Below are 20,470 nucleotides of genomic sequence, written 5' to 3'. Positions count from 1 at the left end.
CTCCGTGGGTCGAGGGATGAGCGGTCGAACCGTGAACCGGAAGAATAAGGGGCTGTCGCCGAAGCGAACAGCCCCTTCAGATGCATCAGGCGCTAGCTGTCTTTCAATGCGCCGACGCGTGCTTCTCCTGCTCGGCCGCGCTCGGCTGCGTCACCGCGCTGACGATCACGAACACGATCACGTTCACCGCGAGCGCGAGGAAGCCGATGTTGACGTCCTTCAGCGCCTCGGGCAGGAACGGCATCAGTTGACCGACGCTCCAGTGCAGCGTCGTGGTCAGCGTGACCACCGCGACGCCGGTGACGATCCCGCAGAACGCGCCTTGCCTCGTCGCGCGGTTGCGCGGGAACAGGCTGCAGATCACGGCCGGGAACAGTTGCGTGACGAAGCTGTAGCCCATCAGCAGCAGCGCGACGATGGTTTCGCCGCCGTTCAGCGTGAAGAAGACCGCGACCAGCGCCACGATAGGCACGAGGACGCGTGCGATCATCGCGACCGACGCATCCGACGCGTTGCGGTTCACCATGCCGCGATAGACGTCGTTGGCGAGCAGCGTCGAGGCCGAGGTCAGAATCATCGAGCCCGGCACCAGCGCGGTCAGGATGCCGGCCGCGCCGATCACGCCGACGAACCACGGATCGAACGTCTGCAGCGACAGGCGGAACAGCGACAGGTCGATGTCGGCGCCCTTCAGACCCGGCACGCGCAGCGTCGCCGCGAAGCCGACGAAGAACACGAACAGCAGGATCAGCTGATAGAGCGGCAGGATCGCGGCATTGCGGCGGAAGATGCGCTCGTCCTTCGCCGTGAAGATCGAACCGAACGTATGCGGCCACATGAAGAAGCCGAGCGCGGTCAGCAGCACGGTCGACTGGAACCATACGACGCTCGAACCGTGCGCCGGGAAGGTCAGGAAGCCGGGACGGGCGGCGTCGATGGTGCGGAACATCGCGGCGAAGCCGCCGTAGTAATGCAGCGGCAGATAGATGCCGAGGAACAGCACGATCGCGAGGATCAGCAGGTCCTTGACCACCGAGTTCCATGCAGAGCCGCGCACACCCGACACGATCACGTAGGAGGTCACGACGATCGCGCCGATCCAGATCGCCGCCGTCGACGAGATCACGCCATAAGACGCGGTCGCGACGATGATGCCGAGGCCCTTCAATTGCAGCACCAGATACGGAATCAGCGCGGCCGCGCCGACCAGCGCGACCAGCGTGCCGAGCGCCGGGCTTTCGTATTTGCGCGTGAAGAAGTGCGGCTGCGAGACGAGGCGGTGCGTTTTCGCGTAGCGCCAGATCGGCGGCAGCATCCAGTACGACAGGATGTACGCGAGCGTGCCGTACGCGAGGATGTAGTAGACCGGTGCGCCCTTGCCGTATGCAAAGCCGCTGCCGCCGAGGAACGTGAAGGTCGTATAGATTTCGCCGGCCATCAGCAGGAACACGAACGCGGTGCCGAAGCTGCGGCCGCCCACGCTCCATTGCTCGAGGCTCATGTCGTGGCCGCGCCTCGCGCGCACGCCGAGGAACAGCGCGAACAGCGTAACGGCAGCGATGATGACGAGTGCGCTCATGGGCGAACCTCCTCGCCATTGGCGGCGACGCGCCGGTTGGACGGATCGAGGTTGTAGACGATCGCCATGATGATCGCGCTCAACACCACCCACATGACGATCCAGGCCAGCACGAACGGCATGCCGAACACGATGGGCTCGACCCGATTGACAAACGTAACGCCGACCAGAATGCCGATGAACGGCAACGCGGCAAGTACACGAAGAAGCATGCGGGCAACTCCTCGAACGGGTAGTTATGTGTCGTTGAACTTCCGGCTTCGCTGATGACTGTATGCCGGATACTTCGCTCCCGTAAAGTAGGTCAAAATAAATGCGAGGATTTCGACCGTTGCAATTGCATCTTTCCCGCACGGATTGCTGCGGTGCAAAGCGGGACGCGACGTGACGCGCCATGTATCGCGGGGCTTTTTTACTGGGCGACTGGCGCGCCGCGATATGATCTGCGACCATTCCAGCATTTTCTGGTCCGCGCGATGCGTGCCGGATTCATGACCGGCACCGCGCCCAGGCGCGAACCCCCGCGAGCACATGCAGGCACACGCAGACACACGGACACGCACATGGTCGAAAGTCTGATCTCGGACATTATGTTCGGCTTCATCGGCATGATCAGCATCATCAATCCGTTCGGCGGCGCGTTCGTGTTTTTGGATCGGACCGCATCGTTGACGCTCGACGAGCGCGACGCGCTTGCCCGCAAGGTCGCGATCAACGCCGCCTGCGTGCTGCTGGTGGCATTCTTCATCGGCACGCCGATCCTGCATTTCTTCGGTATCTCGATGGAGGCGCTGCGCATCGGCGGGGGGCTCGCGCTCGCCGTCGGCGGCTGGCAGATGCTCAATGCGCCCGACACGCCGGCCGAGCAGACGGACGTCAAGCGCGTCGATGCCGAGACCGCGAAGGCCCGTGCATTCTTTCCGCTCACCGTGCCGCTGACCACCGGGCCCGGCTCGATCGCGACCGCGATCGCGCTGTCCGCGAATCGTACGCACAAGCTGTCGGCGTTCGTGATGTCGAGCATCGCTTCGGTCGCGATCACGTTCGCGGTGGCCGTCTGCGTATATCTGATCTATAGCCGCGCGACGGTGTTGGCGCGCTATCTCGGCGTCGAGGGCACCAAGGTCGCATTGCGGGTATCGGCGTTCCTGCTGCTGTGCATCGGCGTGCAGATCATCCTGACCGGCGTGTCGGAATTCCTGACTCCGATCGCGACGATGCGGGCGACTACCCCGTAGCGACGCGTCGCGCGCCGATAAAGACCGAGGTCGTCGTCCTTGTTGCCGTCTTCGTGTTCGATAAGGTCGGGCGCGCTCATGGCAATGAGGATAACTGTCGATCCTCCCATATTGGCCGTCTCCACATGGACTCAATCCGCGACGCACGGCAACCGCCGGCGCCATGCGTGCAACGGCGGCGGCGCCGCGGGCGGGTCGCCTTCCGGTGGTTCGTTGGGATCGTCGAGCGGATCGTCCGGGATCGGATCGGGGTCGATGTTCGGCGGCGGCGCCTTGGGCGGGATCTCGGGGTCGACCTCGGGCGGCGTCGGCACATGTAGATGCAGCGGCAGCGGCAGCGTCTGCGTCGAAATTCGCGCCAGGGTGGGTGCGTCCAGGTCGAATGTGCCGATTGCACGGGGCGCTTGCCGGCTCGTGTCAGGTAAATCCATCAGGGTCTCCACAAAGTCTTCGTTCAGACGCGCAATGCTCGTGCCGCATGACGACGGATGTCGTTGCGTGGAACGTGACTTGCTGAAAACCCGCACACGCCGAATCGCGATGCCCGCGCGCGCCCGGCTCGCATTGGACATCACCCACGCAAAGCACAGGAAGAGGAACGCATATGGCGCGACACAAGGCCGACGTTGCTGACGACGACTTCGAGATCTTCGCCAGCTATCACGGAACAGGCGACGGCCGATACATAGGTGGACTGAAGGTCGTGAGGAAAGCGGACAGGCGGATTCTGTTTCCGTTCGACGGCGCACCGCAGATCGGCCCCTATGCGACCGCCGAGGAAGCTCGCCGCGCCGCGATTGCGTATGGCCGCGAGATCGTCGCGGCCGATCGCGCCGCACCCGAAGGCTGAGCGCGCGCGGCCGGTGCGGTGCTTGTTCCGCGACACGTGCGGACGCGATCAAGGCATACCGCCGAGCGACGGCGAAATCGTGCTGCCACGCGCAGGCTCGTCCGGATGTTCGTCGGGCTCGATGGGGCGCGTCGCGAGCGGCGGGTGATCGCGATAGCAGGTGTCGACCGAACCCTCGACGAGGCAGTTCTGGAACGCATCGGCGTCGCTCTTTTGCGCGAACGTGTACAGCGTGCGCTCGACCTGCACCTCGGTGCCGGATACGCGAATAGTCGTGATGCTCATAGGGTTCTCCTTTGGGTTCTCCTTTTTACAAAGCGAGAGATCGCAATGGCCGTGCCTGTCGCGCTGCGCTTGACTTCATCGGCAAGGCTCGAATGTTGCTGCATGAACCAGGTGGCCGTTCGAGATGCCGCGTCACGACGCGAATCGACGGCCGAACACACGAGGAGGGCGTGATGCCAGATTCCCAATCGACCAACGCCGACACCCGGCAGCAGGCCGCCACACCTGGCGGCGAGCAGTCCACGAGGCCGGATGAGCGCGCCGCGCCCGCGATATCCGACGAAGTCAAAGCCCGCAACAGGCCGAGTGGCACGCACTACGTCGAGCCGAGTCCGCTCGGCATCGAACCGGTCGTGCAGACCGGCGTGGATAAAGCGACCAATCCGCCACGTTCGAGCGAGAGCCCGCGGCACGGCGCCGAGGTGCCGCTCGGCACCGGCGAGCACGCCGAACCGCCAGGGGGCGGCGGGCGCGAATCGCATCGCAAGCAGCCGGGCGAGCAATGACGCGGCGCGTTGTGAGCCAGCCCGTGCATCCATTCCGTCAACCTTCAACCGGAGAAAGCGCATGCAACCGGACAACTCAACCGAATCGATGAACCCCGGCGACGAAGCGCCGCCCAACACACCAGGCGCGGGCGAGGACATTTGCCGCGCCTGCCACGGCACCGGCAAGGTCGACGGTGCTCGCTGCACCGTGTGCGGCGGCACGGGCAAGGTGCTGCAGGGCATCGGCGGAGGCTAGCCGGCGCTGGAGCGCCGGTTCGCGGCAACCGCATCACAAGCCAGGAGCAATCATGTTCAACGAGTCAAAGCACGGCTTCGACGCCGCGCAGACCGAATACGAAGCTTTCATGCTGGAACCGCACGGCTGGGTGCCGAACAACAGCAAGCTGCCGGTCGTGCTGTACCGGCGCGCGCTGTCGCCCGGCAGCGGCAATCTGCCCGCCGCGTTCGAAATCCTGTTCGAGCGCAATGCATGGCCCGCGCAGTGGCGCAACAGCATCTTCGACTTCCATCACTTTCACGCGACCGCGCACGAGGTGCTCGGCGTGACCGACGCGAGCGCCGAAGTGATCGTCGGCGGACCCGGCGGACGGGTGGTGAGGCTGCATGCGGGCGACGTGCTGCTGCTGCCGGCCGGCACAGGCCATTGTCTGCAATCGTTCGAGCCGCATTTTCAGGTGGTGGCGGGCTATCCGTTGGGGCAGCAGTGGGACATTCGCCGCGAAGCGCTGACGCCGCAGGAACTCACCGAGATGCTGGCGCTGCCGTTTCCGCCGCTCGATCCGATCGACGGCAAGCATGGTCCGGTGGTCGAGCTTTGGCTGCAGGCGGCGTGAACTTCGTCGTTCGCGAAGCAGCCGGTCTGCTGCGGGGTGGCGTGCAGAGTTGCGCGGTTAGGCGCATCATCTGTGGGCTTCGCCGCGATTTTCCCGCGCGCTTTCGGCAGTAACGTCGGCACGTGTGCGGTTCCACGTGCGGCTTTGCGTCCCGCTTCGTGTCCTCGTGGTCACGCCCGGACGCGCGCGTTTTCCATGACGACACGATGCGCCGATCCGTCCGCGCGCTCAGCGGTGTGCGTCGGCCGTCTCCCGAAATGCCGAACAAGGAGCGTCCCATGCAAAACGATCCCTCCCTCGATCAGCTGTGCATCAACACGATCCGCACGCTGTCGATGGACGCCGTGCAGAAGGCCAATTCCGGCCACCCCGGCACGCCGATGGCGCTCGCGCCGATCGCCTATCACCTGTGGCAACACCATCTGCGTTACGACCCTGACGAGCCGCTGTGGCCGAACCGCGACCGCTTCGTGCTGTCGGTCGGGCATGCATCGATGCTGTTGTATTCGCTGCTGCATCTGGCCAACGTGAAAGCCGTCGACGAACACGGCAAGCCGACCGGCGCGCCGGCCGTGTCGCTCGACGACATCCAGCATTTCCGCCAGATCGACAGCAATACGCCGGGCCACCCCGAGTACCGGATGACGACCGGCGTCGAGACCACCACGGGGCCGCTTGGCCAGGGGCTCGGCAATAGCGTCGGCATGGCGATGGCCGCGCGCTGGCACGAGAACCACTTCAACCGCGCGGACGCGCCGCTGTTCGATTACCGCGTGTACGCGATGTGCGGCGACGGCGACATGATGGAAGGCATCTCGCACGAGGCGGCCTCGCTCGCGGGGCATCTGAAGCTGTCGAACCTGATCTGGATTTACGACAGCAACCGCGTGACGATCGAAGGCCATACCGACCTCGCATACAGCGACGATGTGGCAAGCCGCTTTCACGGCTACAACTGGCACACGCTGAATGTCGGGGATGCGAACGACACCGCCGCGTTCGAAAAGGCGCTGGTCGAAGCGAAGAGGGTGACCGACCGGCCGACGCTGATCGTGGTCCACAGCATCATCGGCTGGGGTGCGCCGCACAAGCAGGACACCGCGTCCGCGCACGGCGAAGCGCTCGGCGTCGACGAAGTCGCGCTGGCCAAGAAGTTCTACGGCTGGCCCGAGGACAAGTTCTTCTACGTGCCCGAGGGCGTGCACGAACGCTTCGCGCAAGGCATCGGCGCGCGCGGCAAGGCGGCGCGCGAACAATGGCAGGCGAAGTTCGACAGCTACAAAAAGCAGTACGCGGAGCTCGCGCGCGAATTCGCGCAGATGCAGGCGCACGAATTGCCGGAGGGCTGGGACAGCGACATCCCGAGCTTCGACGCCGATCCTAAGGGGATCGCGACACGCGAATCATCGGGCAAGGTGCTCAATGCGATTGCCGCGCGCGTGCCGTGGATGATCGGCGGCGCGGCCGACCTGTCGCCGTCGACGAAGACCAACCTGAAGTTCGAAGGCGCCGGCAGCTTCCAGGCGGATAGCTATGGCGGCCGCAATCTGCACTTCGGCATTCGTGAACATGTGATGGGCGCGGTGGTCAACGGGCTCGCGCTATCGAATCTGCGCGCGTACGGCTCGACGTTCCTGATCTTCAGCGACTACATGAAGCCGCCGATCCGCCTGTCCGCGATCATGGAAGTACCGGCCATCTATGTGTTCACGCACGATTCGATCGGCGTCGGCGAAGACGGTCCGACGCATCAGCCGATCGAGCAGCTCGCATCGTTGCGCGGCGTGCCCGGCCTCACGGTGCTGCGTCCCGGCGACGCGAACGAAGCGGCCGAGGCGTGGCGGGTCGCGCTGACGCAGCCGCATCGGCCGGCGTGCATCGTCGTGTCGCGCCAGCCGCTGCCGACGCTCGACCGCAGCCGCTATGCGTCCGCGAGCGGCGTGAAGCGCGGCGCGTATGTGCTCGCCGATGCGCCCGATGGCAAGAAGCCCGAGGTGATCCTGATGGCGACCGGCAGCGAGCTGTCAATCTGCGCCGACGTGTACGAGAAGCTCAAGAGCGAGGGCATCGCGGCGCGCGTCGTGTCGATGCCGTCGTGGGACATCTTCGAGCGCCAGGACGGCGCGTATCAGGAGTCGGTGCTGCCGGCGGACGTGGAGGCTCGCGTCGCGGTCGAGCAGGCTGCGTCGCTCGGTTGGGATCGGTATACAGGGCGGCTCGGCGCGCAGGTCGTCATGCATACGTTCGGCGCGTCGGCGCCGATTGCGGATCTGAAGAAGAAGTTCGGTTTCACGCCGGAAGCGGTGTATCAGGCGGCGAAGCAGCAGATCGAGCGGGTGAAGAAGGGGAAGGGCGCTTGAGCGTGCGGCGACGGTTTGAGTGAAAGGAGACATCAAATGGCCGAGATCAATAAGGAGGACGTGGTTGCGGTGCTGAACCGGATTCTCGAATCCGAGTTGGCCGGCGTCGTCCGTTATACGCACTATTCGTTGCTTGTTTTCGGATTCGGGCGCATCCCGATCCGGGAGTGGTTGCGCGCTCAGGCGGACGAATCGTTGTTGCACGCACAGCAGGCGGGCGAATGGATTACCACGCTGGGCGCCTATCCGTCGCTGGCGATCGGTCCTCTGCTCGACTCGCATACCTTCGATATCGCTTCGATCCTCCGCGAGTCGTTGCAAGCCGAGAATGTCGCGTTGCAGTTGTATCGCGATCTGCTGGCGCTGGTGGAAGACCGCTCGGTTGCACTCGAGGAATTCGCCCGTCAGATGATCCACGTCGAAGAGATGCACGCGGGCGAGGTCGACAAGATGTTGCGCCGCCCTGGGGAAATGACGACGTCGGAGGAACGGCAGGCACCCCCGGCTTGATCGTAGACGGCCCTCTGTGATGAGCGGGGCATCGCAGAGGGGCCGCTCAGGCGTCGCGTTTCGCGTAGATCTCGTAGTCGACGCCATTCGTCACCACGCCGCCAAACCTGCGAGTACGGAGCCAACCATGAATTCCCCCCATTCAGGCGACGCCATCTCGACGCTGCCGCGCAGAGTGCTGATCGCAGTCGATTCATCGGAAGCATCCCGACGGGCGCTCGACTACGCGCGAAACCTCCTTCCCGCCGGATGCGACGTCCGCCTCGTGAGCGTGGCCGAGAATCCCCATAAGCTTTTTCCGACGGGCCGGCGCGTCGGCCACATGCTGGATCTGGCGCGCGATGAATTGCTCCGCGATGCGCTCGAGGCGCTCGATCGGGCGACGCAATCGCTAGCCGCGTGTGATGCGCGTATCGACTCGGAAATCATCGACCTCGCGAAGCGCGGCAACGACGTCGTGGATGCCCTGATCGATGCGGCCGACACATGGAGAGCCGACCTGATGGTGATAGGCGCGCGTCAACACCAGGGGCTGCAGCGTTGGGCCGAGGGTACGGTGTCCGAACGGCTGACGAGACGTCTGCGCTGCCCGATGCTGGTCGTCCCGCAGAGCTACAGCACGACGCATGGCGAGCCGCCCGAGCGCATCCTGTTCGCGGTCGACGGTAGTTCTCTGTCGATATCCGCGTTGCAGTATGGAATACGGTTCGCTACGTCCGAGACCGAATTGCGAGCGGTCTATGTGATCGATCGCGCCGTGCGGCTCTCCGATTGGATCCCGATCGATTCGCTCGAGGACTCGTTCGTCGGCGAAGGCAAGGAGGCAATAGCCGCTGCCGAGCCGGTTCTGGCGCGCGTGTCGGCGCGGGTCTCGACAGCGCTCGTCAGGACGAACCGAACCGACGATGATGTTGCTCATGCGATCGTGCGCGAGGCGGGCGGCTGGGAGGCGCAACTGATCGTGATGGGTACGCATGGCAGGCGCGGCATCACACGCTGGATACTCGGCAGCGTCGCTGGGCGGGTCCTGCAAATCACGCAAACGCCAATTCTGCTGATCCACGCCAGCGACGCCACTTCGGCATCGTGAGCGAGTAGCGGTGCTACAGCCTGGACTGTGGCGCTGCGCTCGAGCGCGTCCGTTTCGTATTCGGCAACGGCTCGTGCTGCATCGGCCCCTTGATGAGCTCGCTCATCGCGTCGCGAATCCAGCGGTTGGCCGGCTCGTGATGAAAGCGCGGATGCCAGTGCAGATAAAAGTCGTACTTGGGCGCGGGGAAGGGTAAGGGCAGCAGCTTGACGTTCACGAACTCCGCGAAGCGCCGCCCGACCGCCTGAGGCACCGCTGCAATCATGTCCGAGCCGGCGACGACGAACGGTACGCCGATAAAACGCGGCACGCTGAAGCGCACGTTGATGCGAATCCCGAGGCGTTCGTGCGTGCGAGCGAGCACGTCCTGCTCGCGGCCTTCGGGATGCACCATCACGTGCGCGGCCGCGCGGTACTGATCGAGCGACAGCGTGTCGCCGATTTCCGGATGGTCTTCGCGCGCAATACACACATACGAATGCCGGTACAGCGCTTTGCGCTTCAGCGATTCGCTGTTCAAACCCGGAAAGTAGCCGATCGCGAGATCGACGTCGCCGCTCGCCAGACCTTCCTCCAGCTCCGGCATGCTGAGCGCGACCGTTTTGATGGTCACGTGCGGCGCGGTCTTGTCGAGAAAGTTCTGCAAGCGGGGCAGGAACACCATTTCGCCGATGTCCGACATACACAGCACGAAGCTGCGCGACGACGCGGCCGGACGGAATTCGGGCATCGGCAGGATTTCGGTCTGCACGAGATCCAGCAGCCGCGCAACTGGATCGCCGAGCGCCTGCGCGCGCGGCGTCGGCTCCATGCCGCGGCCGGTGCGCACGAACAGCGGGTCCTCGAACAGCTCACGCAGCTTCGATAACGCATAGCTCATTGCCGGCTGGCTGAGCCCGATGCTCACGCCCGCCTGCGTCACATGCCGCTTTTTCAGCAACGCATCGAACACTTTCAGCAGATTCAGGTCGACCTGACGAATATCCATGGTTTGGATGATGCCTATCGATGTCACATAATTGACGGATTTTATCGCGCTTCCTAACATCGTTTCCACAACAAAGGAGTGAGACGCCATGTCCGATGGACGCAAGCCGCAACGCCCGTTGCGCAGCAATTTCCCGCGAGGTTCGTATCTCGGCGCGGTGCGCGCCGCCCAATGGCGCAATCTCGGCATCAGCGAGGAAGACCTCGACAAGCCCAAGATCGCCATCGTCAATTCCTCGTCCGAACTTGCTACCTGCTTCAGCCATCTCGACGGCATCGCCGCACAACTGAAACAGGCGATCCGCGCGGCGGGCGCGCTGCCGTTCGAAATCCGCACCGCGGCGCCGAGCGACTTCATCACCGGCGCGGGCGCGCGCGGAGCGTACATGCTGGCCGCACGCGACCTCGTCACCAACGACATCGAAGTGGCCGTCGAAGGCGCGCAACTCGACGGCATGGTGTGCCTCGCTTCGTGCGACAAGACCGTGCCGGGCCAATTGATGGCCGCCGCGCGGCTGAACCTCCCGAGCATCGTCGTCGCATGCGGCTATCAGCCGAGCGGCGAATTCCGCGGCGAGCATGTGGACATCGAGGACGTGTTCGTCGGCGCGATGCATACGCTGACCGGCACGCTGCCGGTCGAGGACCTGATCGGCATGAGCCAGAACGCGATTCGCGGGCCGGGCGTGTGCTCGGGTCTCGGCACCGCGAACTCGATGCACATGGTCAGCGAGGCGCTCGGCATGTCGTTGCCCGGCAGCACGCCGGTCGCCGCCAACAGCGACAAAATGTTCGCGTTCGTGCACGAAGCGGGCGCGCGCATCGTCGAGATGGTGCGCGACGACCTGAAGCCGCGCGACATCCTGACGCCCGGCGCGTTCGCGAATGCGGTGAAGACGGTGCTCGCGGTCGGCGGCTCGATCAACACGGTCAAGCACTTGCAGGCGGTCGCGGCCGAGGGCCAGCTCGACGTCGACGTGTACGCGCTGTTCGAGGCATTCGCCGCGCAGATTCCGGTGCTGACCGGCGTGCGTCCGGTCGGCTCGCACACGATCGAGCAACTGGAGGCGGCGGGCGGCGGGCGCGGCGTGATGAAGCGGCTCGAAGCGTGGCTCGACACCGGCGCGCTGACGGTGACCGGCCGCACGGTGAAGGACAACCTGGCCGAGGTCCGGATCGCCGACGACGACGTGATCCGCCCGCCGGAGCGCGCGTTCGCGAACCATCCGGCGATCGTGCTGGTGCGCGGAAACCTGGCCCCGCAGGCCGGCATCGTGAAGTTCGGCATCTCGCCGACCAAGCAGCGCGCGTTCACCGGCGAAGCGATCTGCTTCTCCACCTCCGACGATGCGATCGCGGCGATCAAGGACGGCCGCGTGCAACCGGGCAAAGTCGTCGTGATGCGCGGCGCGGGCGTGTGCGGCGGCCCGGCGATGGGCGGCGGCGCATCACGCGTGGTGTTCGCGATCGACGGCGCGGGCCTGTCCGAGCAGGTCGCGATGCTGACCGACGGGCATCTGTCGGGCCTCGTCTGCAAGGGGCTGGTGGTCGCGGAAGTGTCGCCGGAGGCGGCGACCGGCGGACCGCTCGCGTACGTCGAGGACGGCGACACGATCGAGATCGACCTCGAGCGGCGCGTCTGCGATCTGAAGGTGGACCAAGCCGAGCTGTCGCGGCGGCGCGCCGCGTGGCAGCGTCCCGCGCCGGTCAACGACACCGGCTGGCTGAAAATCTATCGCGCGACGGTCGGCACGATGCCGCAAGGCGCGGTGCTCGGCGCGGACCGCCTGGCGCGGGAGCGCTGAGATGGGCGAGCAAACCGTAATCGACATCGGCACGGTGATCGAGCGGCAGCAGACGAACCGCTTCGGTGTGCTGCTGATCGTCGCGATGGGCGTGATGATGATGACCGAGGGCTACGACCTCGCCGCAATGGCCTTCGCGGCCCCGGCGCTGAGCCGCGCGTGGCATCTCGAACACGGCGTGCTTGGCCCGGTGTTCGGCGCATTCGTGTTCGGCACGATGATCGGCGCGTTCGTGCTCGGCTACCTTGGCGACGTGATCGGCCGCAAGCGCATGATCGTGATCGGCAGCGTCGTGCTTGCGGGGTTCACGCTCGCGGCGTCGCGCGCAACCGCGCTCGACCAGATGCTCGTGCTGCGGTTCCTGGCGGGCATCGGCATCGGCGGCGTGGTGCCGAACGCGATCGCGTACACGACGGAGTTCGCGCCGAAGCGCTGGCGCGCGACGTGGGTCACGCTGATGTACACCGGCTACACGATCGGCAGCAGCGTCGGCGGGCTCGTGTCCGCGTGGCTCGTGCCGAAGTTCGGCTGGCAGGTAGTGTTCGTGATCGGCGGCATCGCGCCGCTCGTGTCGAGCGCGATGTTGTGTTTCGCGGTGCCCGAGTCGATCCGCTTCCTGACGCTCAAGGGCCGTCACGCCGAAGTCGCGCGAATCGTCGCACGTATCGCACCGGGTTTCCACGTCGCGCCGGGGGCGCGCTTCGTGACCGGCGGCGCTTCGGGTGGTGACGCACATGGCGACGGCCGCGACGGCTCGCTGCGGCTGCTGTTCGCGGGCCGGCTGCGCGCGCTGACGCCGGTGCTGTGGGCCGTGTACGTCGCGAACTCGATGGGGCTGTTTTTCCTCAGCAGCTGGCTGCCGGTGCTGATCGAAAGCGTGGGCCTTGCGCCGCGCGAGGCGGCGCTCGTATCGACGATGTTCCAGCTTGGCGGCACGCTCGGCGGCCTCGCGCTGATGCGCTTCGTCGACACGCGCGGCGCCATCATCATCACCGCGCTGCCGCTTGTCGGCACGCCCCTCGTCGCGCTGCTCGGCACCGGACTGCCCGGCCCGATGCTGGTGGCAGCCGTGTTCCTGACCGGCTTCACGGTGGTCGGCACGCAGTTCGGCCTGAACGCGGTCGCGGCGCTCGTCTATCCGACCGCGCTGCGCGCGAAAGGCACAGGCGCGGCGGTCGGCATCCAGAAGATCGGCGCGATCGCCGGGCCGGTGATCGGCGGGATGCTGATGTCCGCGCATCTGCCGGTCGAGCAGCTGTTCTTCCTCGGCGCGGTGCCGGTCGCGTTCGTCGCGGTGCTCGCGTTCGCTCTCGGCCGTCTGCATCGTCGCCGCGACGATGCAGCGCCGGACAACCCTCAAACAGGAGCAGCCCATGCCGCTGAAGTCGTTCCCATTGACGCCGCGCATCCGGACTTCGTTGGCCTCGCCAGAGGCATCGATCTGACGGCGCCCGTTTCCGAACAGCTCGCGTGCGCGATCGATGCCGCGATGAACCGCTACGCGGTGCTGGTGTTCCGCGGACAGCCGCTCACGCAGGACCAGCAGCTCGCGTTCGCGCGCTCGCTCGGGCCGCTCGATCTCGGCTTCAAGCGCGTCGCGCGTCCGCATGCGCGGCTCGCGTATCAGGAGCTCGCGGACATTTCGAATGTGGACGAGTCCGGACAGATCGCGGAGCGCGCGCACCGGCGCATCGTCGGCAATCTGGCGAACCAGTTGTGGCATAGCGACAGTTCGTTTCAGCAGCCGGCCGCGCGCTATTCGATGCTGCATGCGGTCGTCGTGCCGGAGTCGGGCGGCGAGACCGAGTACGCGGACATGCGCGCCGCGTGGGATGCGCTCGAGCCGCGCGAGCAGCGCGAACTCGAAGGGCTCGAAGCGGAGCACTACGCGCTGCACTCGCGCTTCCTGCTCGGCGACACTGATTACAGCGACGAGCAGCGCAACGCGCTGCCGCCGGTGCGCTGGCCGCTCGTGCGCGAGCACGCCGGTTCGGGACGCCGGCATCTGTTCATCGGCGCGCACGCGACGCATATCGCCGATCGCACGCTCGCCGAAGGACGCGTGCTGCTGATGGACCTGCTCGAACACGCGACCGCGCGCCGCTTCGTGTATTCGCATCGCTGGCAGCCCGGCGATCTGGTGATCTGGGACAACCGCTGCACGTTGCACCGGGGTCGCCGTCACGATCTGTCGGTGCGCCGCGAGCTGCGGCGCGCGACGACGGTCGACATCGACCGGCACGCGGCGCCGCAAGCGGAGCAACTCGAATCTGTCCACGGAGTGCGCTAAATGCAGCTGAACGACGACGAACGGGCGATGCTCGACGGCCGCGACGGTGCGGCCGTGCAGCGCGCGATGGATCTGCTGGTGCGCTACGGCGAAGCACTCGGCGCGCCGAGGCTGGTGGACACGAACAACGTATGCGGCACGGTCGGCGCGACGATGCCGTTCCTGCGCGATTACGCGGCGAAGCACGGCGGCCTCGACGCGGTATTTTCCGAATTCAACCTCGATAGCCCTGAGGTAGTTGAGGTGCCGAAGGCCAAGGTGTTCAGCAGCCATCTGCAGCAGGGGCTCGATCCGCAGCATGCGCAGCGTCAGGGCATCGAAGGCGAGGTCGTGAAGCTGTACCGCCAGGGCGAGGCATTCACGGGACGGCTCGGCATCCAGCCGCTGAACACCTGCGCGCCATATTTGACCGGCAACGTGCCGGTGCGCGGCGAGCATTGCGCATGGATGGAGTCCTCGGCGGTGATATACATCAACGCGGTGCTCGGCGCGCGTACCAACGCGGAAGGGCGCGAGAGCACCGGCGCCGCGATGCTGACCGGCAAGATTCCGTACTGGGGTCTGCACCTCGATGAAAACCGTAGCGGCACGCATCTGATCGAGCTCGGCATCGACGTGAAGACGGTGCAGGACTGGGGGCTGCTCGGCTACTACGTCGGCGAACTCGTGCAGGACCGCATTCCGGTGATCGACGGGCTGCGCGACGTGCCGAACCTGCCGAAGCTCAAGCACTTCGGCGCGGCCGCGGCGTCCTCGGGCGGTGTCGAGATGTATCACATCGTCGGCCAGACGCCGGAGGCGCGCACGCGCGACGAAGCGTTCCGCGGCCGCAAGCCGCTCGACACGATCCGCTACGGTGCGGCCGAGCGGCGCCTCGCGTACGAGCGCGTGAACACCACCGCGAAAGACGCGCAGGTCGACTTCGTGATGCTCGGTTGTCCGCACTATTCGATCGAGCAGATCTGGGAGGTCTGCCAGCTACTCGAAGGCCGCCGCATCGGCGCGAATACCGAACTGTGGATCTTCACCGCGCGCGCGACGCGTCAGCTCGCGGACCAGGCCGGCTATACGAAGCTGATCGAGGACGCGGGCGGTGTATTGATGACCGACACGTGCTCGGCGATCGGCCGCGTGATGCCGAAGGGCACGCGCGTGGTCGCACTCGACTCGGCGAAGCAGGCGCACTACCTGCCCGCGATCATGGGCGTGCAGGCCTGGTTCGGCACCACGGCCGATTGCATCGAGGCCGCGGTGAGCGGCCGCTGGACAGGAGGGCTGGCCGCATGAGCACGAACCAGGAGACGACAGACACGTTAGGCACACCTGAGCCGGCCGCACCGATCGTACTGCGCGGGCGCAAGGTGGTCGGCGGCTATGTCGAGGGCGAGGCGCTCGTCACGCGCGATCGCATCTCGGGCTGGGGCGGCATCGATCCGCGCACCGGCACGATCATCGAAACCCGTCACGAACTGCGCGGCCAGAGCTTCGCGAACAAGGTGCTGGTGTTTCCCGGCGCGAAGGGTTCGTCGGGCTGGTCGAGCCAGTTCCATATCGCGCGGATCGCCGGCACCGCGCCGGCCGCGATGCTGTTCAACGAGATGACCACGAAGATTGCGCTCGGCGCGGTGGTGAGCCATGCGCCGTCGCTGACCGACTTCGACATCGATCCACTCGACGTGATCGAAACCGGCGACTGGGTGCGCGTCGATGCCGAGCGCGGCGTCGTCGAAGTGCTCAAACGCGGCCGCGCCTGATCTTGCTGCGCGGGACGGTCCGCGCGCAACCGCGATGGTTTTTCAAGGAGGAAATGTTTTGAAGACTGGTACTCGTATCGTCCGCCGCGGCGGCCAACCGACGGGCTGGAAACTCGACGCCGACGTGTGCATCGTCGGCGCGGGCATCGCCGGCACGTCGGCTGCGCTCGAAGCGGCCGCGCTTGGCCGCAAAGTCGTGCTGGTCGACAGCCTGCCCGCGCTCGGCGGCCAGGCGGTCAACTCGATCATCGGCACGTTCTGCGGGCTGTTCTCGAACGGGCCGCAGCGTTTCCAGGTGACGCACGGCATCGCGGACGGCATCCTGCGCGATCTCGGCGAGAAGGGCGCGCTGCACTACAAGGAAGGGCCGCTGACGACCGTCGTGCTGTACGACGAAGTTGCGCTCGCGCGCTGGATCGAGCAGAAGATTCTCGACGCCGGCATCACCGTCGTGCTCGGCGCGGTGCTGCGCAACGTCGTACGTGAAGAGCGGCGGGTGCGCGAGCTAGAAGTCGCGACGCGCTATGGCGACGTGCGCATCGCGGCGAACGGCTTCGTCGATGCGAGCGGCGATGCGGCGCTCACGTGGCTCGCAGGCTTCGACTGCCAGGAGCCGGAAACGCCGATTCGCGGCACGCAGATGATCGTGCTCGAAAACCTCGACGAAACCGATCTGCCGACGCCGCCCGCGTTTCGCGAGCGCGTCGAGGAAAAGGCGCACGCCTATGGGCTCGAGCGCAAGGACGGGCTCGTGTTCTACTTCCGTGGCCGCAATATCGGCATCGCGAACATGACGCACATCGAGACGCCGCTCGAACCGATGGCGGCGTCGCACACGGCGCTCGTCGGCCGCGACCAGGCGGACCGCGCGTTCGAGTTCCTGCGCGGCGAGTATCCGCACATCTATCGCAACGCGCACATCCGCAGCTATGGCCTGCCTGGCATCCGGCAGACGCGCTGGATCGTCGGCGCGCAGCAGTTGAGTTCGGAAGACGTGATCGCCGCCCGGCAGTTTCCCGACGCGGTCGCGCGCACGTCGTGGCCGATCGAATTGCACGATCGCGCCGAAGGCTATGAATGGAAGCCGTTCGGCGACGACCATCTGCATACCGTGCCGTTCGGCAGCCTCGTCGTGAAGGACGCGGACAACCTGATCGCGGCCGGCCGCTGCATCGACGCGGATGCGACCGCACTGTCGAGCGTGCGGGTGATGGGGCCGTGCATCGCGATGGGCGCGGCGGCCGCGCACGCATTCGATCTCGCCGACGGCGGCAGTGTTCACGACATCGATCGCGGCATGCTGCGCGAGCGGCTCGCCGACAACGTCGATCGCATCGATCCGCCGCATCTGAAGAACTGACGCATGATCCGCCGGCGGCGCGGCAATATCAAAGAGGTGCAGCGCGAGCTCCGCGAGGAGGCTCGCGACGAGCACCCACTGCCGCGCCGGCCAGAGACGATATGACGGAACCGCGCGACGCGCCGGGATCTGCCCGGCCGCCGACGCGGCACCTCTGGAGGAGACGATGATTCAAACCCTGCCCGATGCGCGCACGGTGGACGTGTCGCGCCTGATCGACGAACAGAAGATCGGCCGCTTCGCGATCCTGCTGATCGCGTCCACATGGCTCGTGATGCTGACCGACGGCTACGAGCTCAGTGCGCTGGCGTTCGCCGCGCCTTCGCTGATTCGCGCGTGGCACATCGAGCGCAGCGTGCTCGGTCCGGTGTTCGGCGCCAACATCTTCGGCATCATGATCGGCTCGATCCTGTTCGGCTATATCGGCGACCGGATCGGGCGCAAGCGCGCGATCCTGCTCGGTGCGTGCTGGTACGGGCTCATCACGCTCGCGACCGCATGGGCGGCGAGTGTCGACCAGCTGCTGTGGCTGCGCTTCGCCGCGGGCATCGGCATCGGCGGCGCGGTGCCGAATGCGTTCGTGCTGGTGTCGGAATTCGCCCCGAAGCGGCTGCGCGCCACCTGGGTCACGCTGATGTTCACCGGCTACACGCTCGGCGCGGGCTTCGGCGGCGGCGTCGCCGTGTGGCTCGTGCCGCACTTTGGCTGGCCCGCGGTATTCGTGGTCGGTGGGCTCGCGCCGCTCGTAGTGGCGGCCGGGCTGTCGTTCGTGATGCCGGAGTCGCTGCGCTATCAGGTGCTGAAAGGCTGGCCCCGCGACGGCATTGCGGCGACCGCCGCGCGCGTGCGGCCCGAACTCGCGTTGGTGCCCGGCGCGCAGTTCGTCGTGACCGACGAGCGCCGCGTCGCCAGGTTCTCGCCACGAATGCTGTTCGCCGGCCGCCTGCGCTACGTGACGACCGCGTTGTGGCTCGCGTACATCGCCAATTCGATGGCGCTGTTCTTCCTGCAGAACTGGCTACCCGTGCTGATCGAGGCGACCGGCGTCGCCGCGCATCGCGCCGCGCTGATGACGACGCTGTTCTCGGTCGGCGGCACGCTCGGCGGCCTCGTGCTGATGCGCTTCATCGATCGCCACGGCGTGAGGCTCGTCACCTGTCTGCCGCTCGTCGGCTTTCCGCTCGTCGCGGCGCTCGGCATGGACCTGAATACGGCTTTGCTGACCGCCGCCGTGTTCGGCGTCGGCTTCTGCGTAGCCGGCACCCAGGCGGGTCTTAATGCGGTCGCATCGATCGTCTATCCGACCAGCTTCCGCTCGAAAGGCACCGGCACCGCGATCGGCGTCGCGAAGATCGGCTCGATCTCGGGCCCGATGATCGGCGGGATGCTGCTCGCCGGACATCTGCCGGTGCGCGAGCTGTTCCAGGTCGCGGCGCTGCCGGTCGTCAGCGTCGCGGCGCTGATGTTCGTGCTGGGTCGCATGTACCGGCCGGGCGATGCGCACGACGACGGCCTCGCCGACCACGATCTCGCGCACGGCGCCGAGCCGCCGCTGTCCGCGGCCGAGCGGTAGGACCAGCAGCAGCGGCAGGGCCGGCTGTGCGCGGCGCACCGTCGCGCACGAGGCTCGCTGCCGCCTTTCATCCGCATCACCCAATTACATCGAAACCGGAGAAGCACAATGAAAACAGCAGTCTGCACTGCTGCGGTGGTTTGCGCCTTCGCGGCGCCGCTCACGGCCGACGCGCAAAGCTCGGTCACGCTGTACGGCATCATCGATACGGGCATTGCCTGGACGAATACGGTCGCGTCGTCGATCAAGGCGCAAGGGGCCTCGCGCTGGTCGATGGCGACCGGCTGGGGCAGCGGCGACCGCTTCGGCTTCCTCGGACGCGAGGACCTCGGCGGTGGCCTGTCCGCCGTGTTCCAGCTCGAAGCGGGCTTCAGCGGACTGAACGGCACGTCGTCGCAGGGCGGCCGGCTGTTCGGGCGACAGGCGTACGTAGGGTTGGCGAGCAAGCAGTACGGCAAGCTGACGCTCGGCCGCCAGTACGACTACACGTTCGACTACGTCGCGCCGCTGATGTCCTGGCTGATGTTCGGCAGCATCTACGGCGCGCACATCGGCGACGTCGACGACAGTTTCCAGACGTTTCGCCTGAACAACAGCGTCAAGTACGAGGTGAGTCCGCTCGCGGGTCTGAAGCTCGGCGCGCTCTACGCGTTCAGCAACCAGGCGGGCGGCGACGCCGGCCAGGGCTTTGCCAACAACCGCGCGTACGGCTTCGGGGTCGACTACCTGCGCGGGCCGTTGCATGTGGTCGCGAGCTACCTGCAGCTGAACAATCCGTCGGCGGGGCTCGCGTCGGGGAACAATCCGAACGGCGCGATCGGCGACGAGTACAGCGGCTCGACCAGCATCTTCTATAACGCGGGCTTCGTCGAGCGTCAGCGGATCTCGGCGCTGGGCGCCGGCTATACGTTCGGCGCTGCAAACGTGAACTTCATCTTCACCAACACGCTGCTCGACTATCGTGGCGGCCACAGCCTGCGTGTCAATAACTACGAGATCAACGGGCGCTACTACTTCACGCCGGCGCTGATGGCGGGGGTCGGCTACATCTTCACCGATGGCGATGGCTATACCGGCAGCGGCGCGACGTCGTTTGCAACCGGCGAGCGGCCAAAATGGCATCAGGTGGACGCGGGCATCAGTTACCTGCTGTCGAAGCGCACCGATCTGCATATGTCGATGGTCTATCAGCGTCTGTCCGGCGATGCGAGCACCGTCGCAATCAACTTCTTCGGACCGGCTGGGGCGGGGCGCAATAGTCAGATTGCGGTGCTGGCGGGGTTGCGGCATCGGTTTTGAGCGAGGCGGCAGCGGTAACATGGCTGAACCCGCAGGCGGCAAAAGGGTTCACCTGGTGGGCTCCGCCAATTGCTCTTCCACGTAGCGCAAGATGGTCTCCACGAGGTCTTCGCGGGGGTACGTATTCTGTGTCACGATCAGCGCGCCG

At 66.1% G+C, this 20,470-nt stretch carries 19 protein-coding genes and 2 pseudogenes; 16 read left to right on the top strand and 5 right to left on the bottom strand.

Going from position 1 to position 20,470, the window contains the following annotated elements:
- Nucleotides 1-103 precede the first annotated feature (103 nt).
- Together AB3X95_RS21170 and AB3X95_RS21165 are read right to left on the bottom strand one after the other, a co-directional pair.
- Nucleotides 104-1,579 (bottom strand): sodium:solute symporter, encoded by a 1,476-nt coding sequence (locus AB3X95_RS21170; protein WP_368622453.1) that lies wholly within the window; start codon nt 1,577-1,579, stop codon nt 104-106.
- A complete protein-coding gene (locus tag AB3X95_RS21165) occupies nt 1,576-1,791 on the bottom strand; it encodes a DUF3311 domain-containing protein (protein WP_368596210.1) in 216 nt (71 codons plus the stop codon). The genes AB3X95_RS21170 and AB3X95_RS21165 overlap by 4 nt, the downstream gene beginning before the upstream one ends.
- A gap of 351 nt (nt 1,792-2,142) precedes the next feature.
- Here AB3X95_RS21165 and AB3X95_RS21160 point away from each other — a divergent pair, with 351 nt between their 5' ends.
- The gene (locus tag AB3X95_RS21160; protein WP_176105989.1) at nt 2,143-2,817 is read left to right on the top strand and encodes a MarC family protein; all 675 of its coding nucleotides are present in this window, start codon (nt 2,143-2,145) and stop codon (nt 2,815-2,817) included.
- Nucleotides 2,818-2,948: 131 nt separating this feature from the next.
- Here the strand turns inward: AB3X95_RS21160 and AB3X95_RS21155 are convergent, their stop codons facing one another.
- On the bottom strand, nt 2,949-3,260 hold the full coding sequence (locus AB3X95_RS21155; protein ID WP_368622452.1) for a hypothetical protein: 312 nt from the start codon (nt 3,258-3,260) through the stop codon (nt 2,949-2,951).
- A 161-nt stretch (nt 3,261-3,421) separates the two neighbouring features.
- Here AB3X95_RS21155 and AB3X95_RS21150 point away from each other — a divergent pair, with 161 nt between their 5' ends.
- Complete coding sequence (locus AB3X95_RS21150; protein ID WP_176123806.1) at nt 3,422-3,667, top strand: DUF6723 family protein; 246 nt, start codon at nt 3,422-3,424, stop codon at nt 3,665-3,667.
- Nucleotides 3,668-3,715: 48 nt separating this feature from the next.
- On the opposite strand, the gene AB3X95_RS21145 is transcribed toward AB3X95_RS21150, so the two are convergent.
- A complete protein-coding gene (locus tag AB3X95_RS21145) occupies nt 3,716-3,952 on the bottom strand; it encodes a hypothetical protein (RefSeq protein WP_184227432.1) in 237 nt (78 codons plus the stop codon).
- A gap of 173 nt (nt 3,953-4,125) precedes the next feature.
- Here AB3X95_RS21145 and AB3X95_RS21140 point away from each other — a divergent pair, with 173 nt between their 5' ends.
- From AB3X95_RS21140 to AB3X95_RS21115, 6 genes are all read left to right on the top strand, one after another.
- Nucleotides 4,126-4,458 (top strand): hypothetical protein, encoded by a 333-nt coding sequence (locus AB3X95_RS21140; RefSeq protein WP_176123808.1) that lies wholly within the window; start codon nt 4,126-4,128, stop codon nt 4,456-4,458.
- 61 nt (nt 4,459-4,519) lie between these two features.
- Complete coding sequence (locus AB3X95_RS21135) at nt 4,520-4,696, top strand: hypothetical protein (protein WP_176123809.1); 177 nt, start codon at nt 4,520-4,522, stop codon at nt 4,694-4,696.
- Between the two features lie 52 nt (nt 4,697-4,748).
- Entirely contained in the window at nt 4,749-5,294 is a 546-nt protein-coding gene (locus tag AB3X95_RS21130; RefSeq protein WP_176123810.1) for a cupin, read from the top strand.
- Between the two features lie 278 nt (nt 5,295-5,572).
- Complete coding sequence (gene tkt, locus AB3X95_RS21125) at nt 5,573-7,654, top strand: transketolase (protein WP_368622451.1); 2,082 nt, start codon at nt 5,573-5,575, stop codon at nt 7,652-7,654.
- Nucleotides 7,655-7,690: 36 nt separating this feature from the next.
- Nucleotides 7,691-8,164, top strand: a complete 474-nt coding sequence (locus tag AB3X95_RS21120; RefSeq protein ID WP_176123812.1) for a bacterioferritin — start codon at nt 7,691-7,693, stop codon at nt 8,162-8,164.
- A 127-nt stretch (nt 8,165-8,291) separates the two neighbouring features.
- Entirely contained in the window at nt 8,292-9,254 is a 963-nt protein-coding gene (locus tag AB3X95_RS21115; protein ID WP_368622450.1) for a universal stress protein, read from the top strand.
- A 13-nt stretch (nt 9,255-9,267) separates the two neighbouring features.
- Here the strand turns inward: AB3X95_RS21115 and AB3X95_RS21110 are convergent, their stop codons facing one another.
- A complete protein-coding gene (locus AB3X95_RS21110; RefSeq protein ID WP_176123814.1) occupies nt 9,268-10,242 on the bottom strand; it encodes a LysR family transcriptional regulator in 975 nt (324 codons plus the stop codon).
- Nucleotides 10,243-10,330: 88 nt separating this feature from the next.
- On the opposite strand from AB3X95_RS21110, the gene AB3X95_RS21105 reads away from it, so the two are divergent.
- The 8 genes and pseudogenes from AB3X95_RS21105 (at nt 10,331) to AB3X95_RS21070 (ending at nt 20,322) form a co-directional block, all read left to right on the top strand.
- The gene (locus tag AB3X95_RS21105; RefSeq protein ID WP_368622449.1) at nt 10,331-12,046 is read left to right on the top strand and encodes a dihydroxy-acid dehydratase; all 1,716 of its coding nucleotides are present in this window, start codon (nt 10,331-10,333) and stop codon (nt 12,044-12,046) included.
- 1 nt (nt 12,047) lies between these two features.
- A pseudogene (locus tag AB3X95_RS21100) lies at nt 12,048-13,346 on the top strand (MFS transporter); the annotation flags it as partial.
- A 37-nt stretch (nt 13,347-13,383) separates the two neighbouring features.
- Nucleotides 13,384-14,336 (top strand): annotated as a pseudogene (locus AB3X95_RS21095) (TauD/TfdA dioxygenase family protein).
- The gene (locus tag AB3X95_RS21090) at nt 14,337-15,623 is read left to right on the top strand and encodes an aconitase X catalytic domain-containing protein (RefSeq protein WP_184227440.1); all 1,287 of its coding nucleotides are present in this window, start codon (nt 14,337-14,339) and stop codon (nt 15,621-15,623) included.
- The gene (locus AB3X95_RS21085; RefSeq protein WP_176105975.1) at nt 15,620-16,090 is read left to right on the top strand and encodes a DUF126 domain-containing protein; all 471 of its coding nucleotides are present in this window, start codon (nt 15,620-15,622) and stop codon (nt 16,088-16,090) included. Before AB3X95_RS21090 ends, AB3X95_RS21085 begins: the two co-directional genes overlap by 4 nt.
- Nucleotides 16,091-16,124: 34 nt before the next feature.
- A complete protein-coding gene (locus AB3X95_RS21080; protein WP_176105974.1) occupies nt 16,125-17,450 on the top strand; it encodes an FAD-dependent oxidoreductase in 1,326 nt (441 codons plus the stop codon).
- Between the two features lie 166 nt (nt 17,451-17,616).
- On the top strand, nt 17,617-19,023 hold the full coding sequence (locus AB3X95_RS21075; protein WP_184227441.1) for an MFS transporter: 1,407 nt from the start codon (nt 17,617-17,619) through the stop codon (nt 19,021-19,023).
- A 108-nt stretch (nt 19,024-19,131) separates the two neighbouring features.
- Nucleotides 19,132-20,322, top strand: coding sequence for a porin (locus tag AB3X95_RS21070; RefSeq protein ID WP_184227442.1), 1,191 nt, complete (start codon nt 19,132-19,134; stop codon nt 20,320-20,322).
- Nucleotides 20,323-20,470: the final 148 nt, after the last annotated feature.

Origin of the sequence: Paraburkholderia sp. BR13444 (genome assembly GCF_040948755.1) — a bacterium.
Classification (GTDB): Bacteria; Pseudomonadota; Gammaproteobacteria; order Burkholderiales; family Burkholderiaceae; genus Paraburkholderia; species Paraburkholderia youngii.
Note: the sequence above shows the minus strand (reverse complement) of the source record. Positions and strands in the feature narration are given on the sequence as shown.